9 protein-coding genes are annotated in these 11,896 nt (G+C 61.7%); 5 read left to right on the top strand and 4 right to left on the bottom strand.

Features of this window, described 5'->3' with window-relative positions:
* The first annotated feature begins 52 nt into the window (after positions 1–52).
* Positions 53–478: a ferric iron uptake transcriptional regulator gene (gene fur, locus D5125_16380; GenBank protein ID QFY90907.1), complete on the top strand. Its 426-nt coding sequence runs from the start codon at positions 53–55 to the stop codon at positions 476–478.
* Here fur and D5125_16375 read toward each other — a convergent pair.
* The 3 genes from D5125_16375 to D5125_16365 form a co-directional block, all read right to left on the bottom strand.
* A complete protein-coding gene (locus tag D5125_16375) occupies positions 475–1,986 on the bottom strand; it encodes a fumarate hydratase (GenBank protein ID QFY90906.1) in 1,512 nt (503 codons plus the stop codon). The two genes, fur and D5125_16375, sit on opposite strands and share 4 nt — an antisense overlap.
* Before the next feature lie 256 nt (positions 1,987–2,242).
* A complete protein-coding gene (gene odhB, locus D5125_16370) occupies positions 2,243–3,505 on the bottom strand; it encodes a 2-oxoglutarate dehydrogenase complex dihydrolipoyllysine-residue succinyltransferase (GenBank protein ID QFY90905.1) in 1,263 nt (420 codons plus the stop codon).
* A complete protein-coding gene (locus tag D5125_16365) occupies positions 3,502–6,354 on the bottom strand; it encodes a 2-oxoglutarate dehydrogenase E1 component (GenBank protein QFY90904.1) in 2,853 nt (950 codons plus the stop codon). The genes odhB and D5125_16365 overlap by 4 nt, the downstream gene beginning before the upstream one ends.
* 169 nt (positions 6,355–6,523) lie before the next feature.
* On the opposite strand from D5125_16365, the gene D5125_16360 reads away from it, so the two are divergent.
* Positions 6,524–6,766 carry a hypothetical protein gene (locus D5125_16360; protein ID QFY90903.1) on the top strand — a complete coding sequence of 81 codons (243 nt, stop codon included), beginning with the start codon at positions 6,524–6,526 and terminating at the stop codon, positions 6,764–6,766.
* Here D5125_16360 and D5125_16355 read toward each other — a convergent pair.
* Entirely contained in the window at positions 6,749–7,150 is a 402-nt protein-coding gene (locus D5125_16355; protein ID QFY90902.2) for a thermonuclease family protein, read from the bottom strand. The genes D5125_16360 and D5125_16355 overlap by 18 nt on opposite strands.
* Before the next feature lie 434 nt (positions 7,151–7,584).
* On the opposite strand from D5125_16355, the gene kaiC reads away from it, so the two are divergent.
* Genes kaiC through D5125_16340 form a run of 3 tightly spaced genes read left to right on the top strand, consistent with a single transcriptional unit; the run spans position 7,585 to position 11,878 of the window.
* On the top strand, positions 7,585–9,231 hold the full coding sequence (gene kaiC, locus D5125_16350) for a circadian clock protein KaiC (protein QFY90901.1): 1,647 nt from the start codon (positions 7,585–7,587) through the stop codon (positions 9,229–9,231).
* Positions 9,228–9,512 (top strand): circadian clock protein KaiB, encoded by a 285-nt coding sequence (locus D5125_16345; GenBank protein ID QFY90900.1) that lies wholly within the window; start codon positions 9,228–9,230, stop codon positions 9,510–9,512. The genes kaiC and D5125_16345 overlap by 4 nt, the downstream gene beginning before the upstream one ends.
* Positions 9,500–11,878, top strand: a complete 2,379-nt coding sequence (locus D5125_16340; protein QFY90899.1) for an EAL domain-containing protein — start codon at positions 9,500–9,502, stop codon at positions 11,876–11,878. Before D5125_16345 ends, D5125_16340 begins: the two co-directional genes overlap by 13 nt.
* The last annotated feature ends 18 nt before the right edge of the window (positions 11,879–11,896 follow it).

The raw sequence follows: 11,896 nt of genomic DNA, 5'->3' as shown, positions 1-11,896 counted from the left end.
TAACCTGTCCTCTGTGGCGTAAGTACAATCGATTTCACCAGGAAGCAGTAAGGTGAGAAAAGATCAGATCAAAAAGGCCGGCCTCAAGGTCACCCAACCGCGCATGAAGATTCTCAATTTGCTGGAGAATCATGCCGATGAACACTACTCCGCCGAGGATGTGTACCGCAAGCTGCTGGATACCGGCGACGACCTGGGCCTGGCCACCATCTACCGGGTACTGACTCAGTTCGAGGAGGCAGGGCTGGTGGTGCGGCACCACTTTGAGGGGCAGCAGTCGATCTTTGAACTCAATCGGGGCGATCACCACGACCACATCCTGTGCATCGACTGTGGCCAGGTGGAGGAGTTTGAAGACGAGGTGATCGAGCGCCGCCAGCACGACATCGCCGAGGGCATGGGCTTCGGCCTCAAGCGCCACGCCCTGACCCTCTACGGCCACTGCCAGCGCAAGGACTGCCCGAACCGGCCGGATTAACCCATGTCCTCCACCCGGATGCGCCACTGCGCCGGGCCGCTTTGGTGGATGGATTCCCCCCGGCTGTCCACCGCCACGGTCACCGGCATGTCCACCACCTCGAATTCCCGAATTGCCTCCATCCCTAAGTCTTCAAAGGCGATCAGGCGCGAGCCGCGAATCGCCTGACTGACCAGAAAGGCCGCGCCCCCCACCGCCATCAGATAGACGGCTCCGTGCTGCTTGATCGCGGCAATCGCCGCCGGGCCGCGTTCGGCCTTGCCGATCATGCCGATCAGGCCGGTCTGGCCAAGCATCATCTCGGTGAACCTGTCCATCCGCGTCGCCGTGGTCGGGCCGGCCGGGCCGACCACCTCGTCGCCCACCGGATCGACCGGGCCGACGTAATAGATGAAGCGATTGCTGAAATCCACCCCCTCGGGCAGGGGTTCACCGTGCGCCAATAGATCCTGGATGCGTTTGTGCGCGGCATCCCGGCCGGTGAGCAGTTTGCCGCTGAGCAGCAGGCGATCGCCGGGCCGCCAGGCGGCGATGTCATCAGGGCCGAGATGGTCCAGATCGACGCGGATGGCCTCGGGGCTGGGGGCCCAGCGGATGTCCGGCCAGTCGTCCAGGCTGGGGGGGCTCAGCTGTGCTGGGCCTGCGCCGTCCAGCTCGAATTCGATATGCCGGGTGGCGGCGCAGTTGGGGATCAGCGCCACCGGCAGGGAGGCGGCGTGGGTGGGGAAGTCGCGGATCTTCACATCCAGCACCGTGGTCAGGCCGCCCAGGCCCTGAGCGCCTATGCCCAGGGCGTTGACCTTGGCGTACAGCTCCAGACGCAGCTCTTCCAGGCGATTGACCGGGCCGCGGGCCTGCAGTTGCTGGATGTCAATGGGCCCCAGCAGGGCCTCCTTGGCCAGCAGCATGGCCTTTTCCGCATTGCCGCCGACGCCGATGCCGAGCATCCCCGGCGGACACCAGCCGGCACCCAGGCTGGGCACCGTCTCCAGCACCCAGTCCACCAGGCTCGCCGAGGGGTTCAGCACAGTAAACCGCGCCTTGTTCTCCGAGCCGCCACCCTTGGCCGCCAGGCGCACCTCCACCTTATCGCCGGCCACCAGTTCGACGTGGACCACCGCCGGGGTGTTATCGCCGGTGTTGCGTCGGCTGCCCAGGGGGTCGCTGACCATGGAGGCGCGCAGGATGTTGTCCGGGTCGGTGTAGGCGCGGCGCACGCCTTCGTTGATCATCCCCGCCAGGTCCAACTCGGCGTCCCAGCGCACCCCCATGCCTATTCTGAGAAACACCACCACCGAGCCGGTGTCCTGACAGATGGGCCGGTGACCCTGGGCGCAGAGGCGCGAGTTGTAGAGAATCTGCGCCATCGCATCCTTGGCCGCCGGCGATTGCTCACGCTCGTAGGCCGCCGCCAGGGACTGGATGTAGTCCTTGGGATGGTAGTAGGAGATGAACTGCAGGGCATCGGCGATGCTTTGGATAAAATCGGCTTGCTGGATGGTGGTCATGGTGGTTTTTGATATTCAGGACGCAGAGGTCGCAAGTAGCGCAAAGGGCGCAGAGTTAAGAAGTTAGGTTCTTGAACCCGTTTCGATCAATTGAAACGCTTTCGATCATTTCGGTTTTTATGCCGAGTTCCAATTCTTTCGATTTCTCGGCAAGTTGCTTTGGCTTGCAGAAAACGTGCATGTCGTTGGTGAGCCCCTTATTGCCCGAGTGCCCTTTGCGTTCTCCGCGCTACTTTGCGAGCTTTGCGTCCAGTATTCAGATCTGCAACAGCAGGCGTGCCGGGTCTTCCAGGTTTTCCTTGATGCTGACCAGGAAGGAGACCGCCTCCTTGCCGTCGATGATGCGGTGGTCGTAGGACAGGGCCAGGTACATCATGGGCCGGATCACCACCTGGCCGTTTTCGGCGATGGGCCGCTGCTGGATGTTGTGCATGCCGAGGATGGCGCTCTGCGGCGGGTTCAGGATCGGGGTTGACAGCATGGAGCCATAGACCCCGCCGTTGGAGATACTGAAGGTGCCGCCGCTGAGTTCCTCGTAGCTGAGGCTGCCGTCCTGGGCCTTTTTGCCGAAGGCCTTGATCGCCTTTTCGATCTCGCTAAAGCTCATCTGATCGGCGTCACGCAGGATCGGCACCACCAGCCCACGGGGTGAGCCGACGGCGATGCCGATGTCGTAGTAGCCGTGGTAGATGATGTCGTTGCCGTCGATGCTGGCGTTGACCAGGGGGAAGCGCTTCAGGGACTCCACCACCGCCTTGACGAAGAAGGACATGAAGCCCAGGCGCACCTCGTGCCCCCGCTCGAAGTCATCCCGGTATTTCTGCCGGAGTTCATTCACCCGTTGCAGGTTGACCTCGTTGAAGGTGGTGAGGATGGCGGCATTTTGCTGGGCCTCCAGCAGGCGTTCGGCAATGCGGGCGCGTAGCCGGGTCATGGGCACCCGCTGTTCCGGCCGTTCGCCCTGGATGCCGCTGGGGGCCTGGACGGCCTCGCTCGGCGGCGGGCGGTTGTCCAGGTCCTGCTGGATGCCGGACTCCAGGTTGTCCAGGTATTTCATTACATCGGATTTGAGGATGCGGCCGTCCTTGCCGCTGCCGGGGATCTTGCCCGGATCCAGGTCCAGTTCCTTGACCAGACGGCGCACCGCCGGGGTGAGCACGGGCGGCTCGGCGTGGGTCGGTTCAGGTTTGGCGGGTTCGGGCCTGGATCGGGACTCAGGCTTGACCTGAGACTGGGTCGCCTTTGCCTCGCTGCCGGCCTCTGGCCGGGCGGCGGCCTGGCCATCGGGGTCGATGGTGGCAAGCAGTTGCTCGGCGCTGACGATATCGCCCTCCTGGAACAGTTGGGCCTCAAGCACGCCATCACAGGGGGCGGGGACCTCCAGCACCACCTTGTCGGTCTCCAGGTCGAGCAGGCTTTCGTCCCGGCTGACCGGGTCGCCCGGTTTCTTGCGCCAGCCCAGCAGGGTGGCATCGCTGACGGACTCGGGCAGGCTTGGGACGCGAACTTCGACGCTCATCGCAGAATCCTTCGGTTCATGACGGGATTGATCTGGCCGGTGATGGCATCTTCCACCAGCCGCTGTTGTTGTTCGGCATGTATCTTGTGGCTGCCCACGGAGGGTGCGGCGGCGGTGGGGCGGCCAACGTAGTAGAGGTGCTGGCCACCGGCCAGTACGGAGAACAGGCGATGCTTGACCTGATCCCAGGCACCCTGATTCTGCGGCTCTTCCTGGCACCAGATGACGCTGTCGGCGGCGCTGTAGCGGGCGATGATCTCACGCGCCTGCTCGCGGGGGAAGGGGTAGAGCTGTTCGATGCGGATGATGGCGGTGTCGCTGATGCCCCGCGAGCGGCGTGCCTCCAGCAGGTCGTAATAGACCTTGCCGCTGCAGATGATCAGGCGTTTGATCCCGGCCGGGTCCAGCTCGTCGATCTCGTCGATGACGCACTGAAAGCCGCCCTCGCTGTATTCCTCCAGGGCCGAGGTGGCCAGCTTGTGACGCAGCAGGCTCTTGGGGGTCATCACGATCAGCGGCCGCCGGTAGGGTCGCAGCATCTGTCGGCGCAGCATGTGAAACACCTGCGCCGGGGTGGTGGGCACGCAGACCTGGATGTTGTCCTCGGCGCAGAGCTGCAGGTAGCGCTCCAGCCTGGCCGAGCTGTGCTCCGGCCCCTGACCCTCGTAGCCGTGGGGGAGCAGCATGACCAGGCCGCAGTGCAGGCCCCACTTGGCCCCGCCGGAGGTGATGAACTGGTCTATGACCACCTGGGCACCGTTGGCAAAGTCGCCGAACTGGGCCTCCCACAGGGTCAGGCCATAGGGCTCGGCGGTGGCGTAGCCGTATTCAAAGCCGAGCACCGCCTCCTCGGAGAGCAGGGAGTCTATGACCAGAAAGTCCACCTGCCCCTCGGCCAGGTTTTGCAGGGGGACAAAGCTGCTGCCGTCGGCCTGGTTATGCAGCACGGCATGACGGTGGAAGAAGGTGCCACGGCCACTGTCCTGGCCGGACAGGCGCACCGGGTAGCCGTCGTGGATCAGGCTGGCGTAGGCCAGGGTCTCACCGAAGCCCCAGTCGCTGAGCAGGTCGCCCTCGGCCATGCGGCGGCGATCCTCCAGGATACGCTGTACCCGGTTGTGTGGCTCGAAGCCCTCGGGCAGGCGCAAAAGCTTCAGCGCCAGGGCGCGCAGTTGCGAGCGGGCCACGCGGGTGCTGGCCGAGGTCTGCCAGTGGGTGCCGTGGAAGGGCTTCCAGTTCACCCCGTACAGGGAGCGCAGGCCGCACAGCACCGGCCGGGCCACTACCCGGCCCTGCTCCAGGGAGCTGCGGTAGTCCTCCACCATGGCCTGGGATTCCTCCTGGCTGATCACCCCCTGGCTCATGAGTTGTTCGGCATAGAAGGCCCGGGTCGGGGTGCGGCGGCGGATCTTTTTGTACATCTCCGGCTGGGTCACCGCCGGTTCGTCGGCCTCGTTGTGACCGTGACGGCGGTAGCAGACCAGGTCGATGATGACGTCCTTGTGGAACTGCATACGGAAATCCAGCGCCAGGCGGGTGACGAAGATCACCGCCTCGGGGTCGTCGCCGTTGACGTGGAAGATAGGGGCCTGGACCATCTTGGCCACGTCGGTGCAGTAGGCGGTGGAGCGGGTATCCAGCGGGTTGCTGGTGGTGAAGCCGATCTGGTTGTTGATCACCACATGCAGGGTGCCGCCGGTGGTGAAGCCACGCGCCTGGGACAGATTCAGGGTCTCCATCACCACCCCCTGGCCGGCGAAGGAGGAGTCGCCGTGGATCAGCACCGGCAATACCCGGTCGCCGACGTGATCGCCCCGGCGGTGCTGGCGCGCCCGTACCGAGCCCTCCACCACCGGGTTGATGATCTCCAGGTGAGAGGGGTTGAAGCCCAGGGCCACATGCACCAGGCCGCCGGGGGTGTCGATATCGGTGGAAAAGCCCATGTGGTATTTGACATCTCCCGATGTCATCTGGCTGTTGCTTGGCCCGCGCCCCTCGAATTCGCCGAAGATGGCCTCCGGTGGCTTGCCCAGGATATTGGTCAGCACATTCAACCGCCCGCGGTGGGCCATGCCGATGATGACCTCTTCCATGCGCTTGGCCCCGATGCGTTGGATCAATTCATCCAGCAGGGGGATGAGGGACTCGCCGCCCTCCAGGGAGAAGCGCTTCTGGCCGACGTATTTGCTGTGCAGGAACTTCTCTATGCCCTCGGCGGCGGTGAGCAGGGTGAGCAGCCAGCGCTTGTCGTTCTCGTCCACCTCTGGCCGGGCTTGATAACCCTCCAGGCGCTTCTGAATCCAGCGTTTCTCACGGGTGTCGGTGATGTGCATGTACTCCGAACCCACCGGGCCGCAATAGACCTGACCCAGAAAGCGGATGATCTCGGCCAGGGGCATGCGGTCCGGTGCCACCAGGGAGCCGGTGTTGAATACCGCCTCCATGTCATCCGGGGTGAGGTTGTGGTAGCTGGGCTCCAGGTCGGGGACCTGCTCCATCTCGCGCAGTGCGAGGGGGTCCAGGCGGGCGTTCTGATGGCCGCGCACCCGGTAGGCGTTGATCAGGCGCAGCACCGCACCCTGTTTCTCCGCCGCTGCCGGGGGCAGGGCCTGGGGGCTGGATTTGGGGCAGGGCCTTTCCTGGGCGAGACGGCGGAAGTTGTCCTGGATCAGGCGGTGGGCCGCGTCTGGCCTGTCGTTGGCGGCATCGCGCCAGGTGGCGAAGCGCTGGCGCCATTCCGGGGCCACGGTCTCGGGGTCACGCAGGAAGTCCTCGTAGAGGTCCTCAAGGAAGGCGGCATTGCCGGCAAACAGGGCCGAGTTGGCCTTGAAGCGGTCAATCAGACGCACGGCACACCTCTCTGCCCGCTAGGCCGGGCGGCAATGCGATGGGATCAGTGGTGGGCGATGTTGTTATCACGCTGGGCGTTGTTGTTCAGGGACGGTTGGGGGCTTTCATTCTGGCCAAGAGTAGCATAAGGTTCGGGGCCAGTTCTTGTAGAAATGGCGAGAAATTCAAGTGGCCGACAGCAGCACCAATCCCGGCAGCAGTATCACCCCAGACTCCCTCTGTCTGGGGGTTATCCTCAGTGAACTGGAGGCCGATCTGACCTATTGTGATGCCCGCATCAGCCTCATCGGCCCGGACCCGGACACCCCCTACCAGCGTGCCCAGCTGAAGGCCTTCAGGATACTGCAACGCCAGCTTGCCGCTGGTCTGCAGGAGCACCAGCAGCAAATGGACTCACTGCGGGAGCGGTGATCGGCTTGGCCGCTGCCCAAACCAATGCCCAAGGCGTCGCTCTCGGGCGGCCTGCTCATGCTGTTGGTAGAGCGCCAGACGGTCTTTATCCAGCTGCTCCGGCACTACCCGCGCCAGGCCCTCTTTCACCAATCTGAGATTGATTTCGCTGCCACCCCAACTTACAAAGCCCAGTAGACTGCCCTGCTGGCGATTACCCGCCGTGTTGATCTGAACAAATCGCCCGCCGATCAGGCCGTTGAGGCGGCGCTGCACGGCGCGCCTCGGACCGCTCCGCTGAGCAATCAGTTCTATCCCCTGCAGACGTATGGGAAAACGTGCATTCTGCTCGCTGAGCAGTTCGATCTGCACGCCACTGAAGACATTGACCACCCGCCCGGCCAATTCGGCGGCCTGTAGGGCAGGGGAGGCGGATGCGAGTATCAGGTACAGGAGAATGGACAGCGGTAAAAAGTGCCCGAACCTGGGCCTGGATTTTAGGCGCCGAGGGAGTCCCCAGTAGCCGGTGGACGCGAGAGGCCAGAATCTAATGCTCATGCTTGTTCCTTTGCCCAGGGCTATTCTCCTGGCTTGGGTGAGGGGCGGGTTGCGGATAAGGAAGAAACCCTAGGCTAACCCATATTGAACTACACTGTAGCCAATCAGGACAATTTTGCCCCGCTCCCAGTCCTAGGCACAGGCGACATGACTGGTTGACTAAGTACTATAAATCAAAGGATTATTTATGGTACCTAAGCCAACGGATGGACTATCCGGGTTGACCCCGACGGGTTGCCGGGAGATGAACGGAGACCTTTACACAAAAACGAGCAAAGGCTATGACAAACAAGGTTTCCACCGGCCTCAAGGGCCTTGATCAGATCCTTGATGGGGGTTATCCGGGTGCCGTTCCGACCTTGCTGAAAGGTAGCCCGGGCACTGGCAAGACGCTATTTTCGCTGAGCTTTGTTAATCAGCGCCTGCTGATGGGCGAGTCTGTGGTGTTGGTCACCTGTGATGAATCACCCGAGCGGTTGCGCCTGCACATGACGGAGCTGGGCTTTCTTGTGCAGGAGCCGGGCGAGCGTCTGAGTATTCTGGATTTTCGGCCTGACGTCTATGAGACCGTCGTTGGTGCCTTTGATCTGGCTCCGATACTGCTGCGTATTGCCAACGCCATTGAGCGCAGTGGTGCCCGTTCTCTGGTCATCGACTCACTGCAAAACCTGCTGCTGGGTCTGGCGATCAAGATGCCGGACCGGGAGTTGCTGAAGATCTTCGATTGGCTGCGCGCCCAAGGGGTCACTACCCTGGTTACGGCGGCCAAGTCGGCGGATGAACGCCATAAGGACGTGCTTGAAGAGTATGCGGTGGACTGCGTTATTCATCTACAGCAACGGGTAGCCGATCACCTGATGACCCGCTATCTGCGGGTGGTCAAGCTGCGTGGTTCATCCCATGGCACCAATGAATACCCCTTTAGCTTCCATAAAAGCGGCATCTCCATCCTGCCCATCACGGCCTCCCGGCTGCAAGGCCACGAGGGCGCATCACGCCTCTCTAGCGGACTGAAAACACTGGATCAAATGCTGGGCGGGGAGGGCTATTGGCAAGGCTCTGTGCTGATGATCAGTGGCCGTTCCGGCAGCGGCAAGTCCATTTTGGCGGCTAGCCTGATGCATGCCGCGCTCGATCAGGGGTTGCGGGGCGTCTATGTGACCTTTGAGGAGTCGGAGCAGGATTTCATTCGCAATCTGGGCTCGGTGGGGCTTGATCTGACGGCCGCAATCGCTACGCAACAGCTCCAGCTGCATGCGGTGCGGCCGGTGGAGAAAGGCATGGAGGAACACCTGATCGGCATTCTCGATCTGCTGGAACGGGTCAGGCCGCAGATCCTGGTGCTGGACCCCATTTCTTCTCTGGTGGAGATGGGCAGCGCCCAGCAGGTGAAGATGCTGCTGATTCGTTTTGTCTCCCATATCAAGAGCATGGGCGTTACCCTGCTGGTGACCGAATTATTGCCTGATGGGTCGAGGGATTACAGTGAGTTGGCCATTTCCAGCCTGACCGATAGCTGGATTCGTCTGCGCCAGGTAGAGAACAACGGCGAGTTGAATCGGCTGATCAATGTGGTCAAGTCCCGGGGTAACGCCAGCTCCAATCAGGTCAAGGAGTTTTTGATCACAGGCCAAGGCATTCATATCGAGGAGCCCTATGTGGGTGAAGGCATGTTGCTGGTTGGCACGGCCAAGGCCGGACAGATGCAGCTGGATCAGGAGATGATCGCCCGCAGGGGCTACGAGCTGGAGCGGCTTCGTCGCTTACTGGATGACTTGGAACAGTCCCTGGCGGCCAAGCAACAGCTGTTGCTCACCGAGTTTGACTCCGAACGGGATCGATTGGGCCGGGAAATGACCGAATTGCAGCGCCAGCTGGAAACCCTGGAAACACGGCAAAGCCAACTCAAGCGGATGCGCACCGAATGAAAAAATACCTGCTGTGCCTTTACATCATTGGTGATAACCCGCTGTCGAAACGGGCCTTGAGCAATTTGCAGGAGATCTGTTCAGAGCCGTTGTTCGATGCCACCTATGAGGTCAAGGTGATTGATCTGCTGAAACACCCGCAGTTGGCCGAGGATGAAAAGATTCTGGCGACACCCGTGCTGATTCGGCACTTTCCCGAGCCCATGCGGCGTATCATCGGTGATCTTTCCAATACCTCGGAGGTGCTGGTCGGGCTGGATTTGACGCCGTGCAATCCGTGATCGAGGCGGCGACCACGGTGGATAGCTGGGGGCGGCTGGTCTCTGCCCTGGGCGAGGCCGTGCTGGTGCTGGATGTCGAGGGCGTTATCCTGTTTGCCAATCCGGCTGCGGGCCATCTGTTGGATCGTCCGGCCGAGAGCCTGGTCGGTTTTCCCTTCTCACTGCCAGCGGCCTCCACCGGTACCTCAGAGATCGAGCTGATGCTGCCGGGCGGTCGGCTGCGCCTGGCCGAGGCCACGGTGCAACAGGGCTCCTGGCAGGATCAGGATGCTTGGGTTGTCAGCCTGCACGACATCCATGAGCGCAAGATGCATGAGGCGCGTTTGCGCATGGCCTCCCATGTGTTCTCATCCGCCCATGAGGCCATTCTGATCACCGACCCCAAGGGCCGAATCCTGGATGTGAATAGCGCCTTTACCCGGGTAACGGGATATGCCTTGGAAGAGGCCCTTGGCAAGACCCCGCAGATTCTCAAATCCGGCCTGCATGACGATGACTTTTACCAGCGTCTCTGGGGCGAACTGCTGAGCAAGGGCAGTTGGTCGGGTGAGATGTGGAATCGGCGCAAGACCGGCGAGGTCTATTTACAGCGTATCAGCATCACCTCCATTCGTGACGAGCGAGAACAGATCCAGTTTTTCATTGGCTTTACCGAGGATATTACCGATCTGCGTCAGCATGAACAGCACCTGGAGTTCATTGCCCAGCATGACAGCCTGACCAAGCTGCCCAACCGTGTGCTGCTGAGTGATCGGTTGCAACAGGGCATGGCGCATGCCGAGCGCAATGGCAAAAGTCTGGCCCTGGCCTATATCGACCTGGACGGTTTTAAGGAGATCAACGATGCCCTTGGTCATCCGGCCGGGGATGCCTTGCTGGTGGGCTGTGCGCGGAACATGAGGCAGGCCCTGCGCGATGCAGACACCCTGTCGCGCATTGGTGGTGACGAGTTTGTGGCCGTGATTGTTGATCTGGTTGATCTGCAGGACGCATTGCCCCTGTTCGACCGGCTGCTGCAGGCGGCGAGCCTGCCCGTTGTCTATGAGGGACATGAGCTACAGGTGTCCGCCAGCCTGGGGGTAACCCTATACCCGCAGAGCGATCAACAGTTTGATGCCGATCAGCTGTTGCGCCAGGCCGACCAGGCCATGTATCAGGCAAAACTCAACGGCAGGAATCGTTATCACCTGTTTGATGTGGCAATGGACTCTCAACTCAAGGGCATTCAGCAGTGGCATGGGGACATAGCCCGAGGGCTGGCTGCGGAGGAATTTGTGCTGTTCTATCAGCCCAAGGTGGACCTGCGCACGGGCCAGGTGTTCGGCTTCGAGGCCTTGGTGCGCTGGCAGCATCCAGACAAGGGTCTGATGATGCCCGGTGACTTTCTGCCCTACATCGAGAGGCATGACTTGATGCTCCGCCTGGGCAACTGGGTGCTGGATCAAGCACTGCGGCAGATTCAGCGCTGGCACGAGCAGGGGCAGGATTTTGAGGTCAGCGTGAATATTTCGGCCCGTCAGCTGCAGGATGATTTCATCGACACCCTGAGCGGCCATTTGGCCAACTGGCCTGGGGTTCCGCCGCGTCTGCTGACCCTGGAGGTGCTGGAGACTAGCGCCATGGATGACCTGGCGCATATCTCCGAGATCATCCGCCAGGCCAATCGCCTGGGCATAGTTTTTTCGCTGGATGATTTTGGCACAGGCTATTCCTCCCTGGCCTATTTGAAGCGCCTGCCGGTGAGTCAGATCAAGATAGACCGGCTTTTTGTGCAGGAAATGACCGAGCAGCCCGATGATTTTGCCATTATCGAGGGGATCATGGGGCTGGCCTCTGCCTTTCGCCTAGAGGTGGTTGCCGAGGGAATGGAGCATCCAGAACAAGGGGTGTTGCTGTTGCAGCTGGGTTGTCAACGCGCCCAGGGCTATGGCATTGCCCGCCCCATGCCGCAGGAGCAGGTGCAGGCATGGCTGTGCCAGTGGCGGCCGGAACCGGCCTGGTCGGTCACGCCTGTACTGAGCAAGGATAAGACCAGCTTGCTGTACGCTTGCATCGAACACAAGGTCTGGAATAAGTCACTCTGTGGCTACATGGCGGGTGTCAAAGAGCGGCCGCCAGAGCGCTCCCATGATGGTTGCCGATTCGGTCACTGGCTGAGGCAGCAGCCGGGCTACCCATTCTTGCCAGGGCATCCGCTCAGATTGGTGTATGAAATGCACCTGAGCTTGCATCAGGTGGCGGAGCAATGGCTCTCGGCCAGCGGCCCCTCAGAGCAACGTCTGGCGCAAGACAAGTACCTTGAGTTGAGCAGCGGCTTACTGGCCCAACTACGCCTGATGATGGGGCTGTACAGGGTCGAGGACTGAGGCGGGGCAGGCCAGTCA

Origin of the sequence: gamma proteobacterium SS-5 (genome assembly GCA_009497875.2) — a bacterium.
GTDB classification, from domain to species: domain Bacteria; phylum Pseudomonadota; class Gammaproteobacteria; order Chromatiales; family Chromatiaceae; genus Magnetovirga; species Magnetovirga frankeli.
The sequence above is the reverse complement of the archived record's forward strand: the minus strand, read 5'-3'. Positions and strand labels throughout refer to the sequence as shown.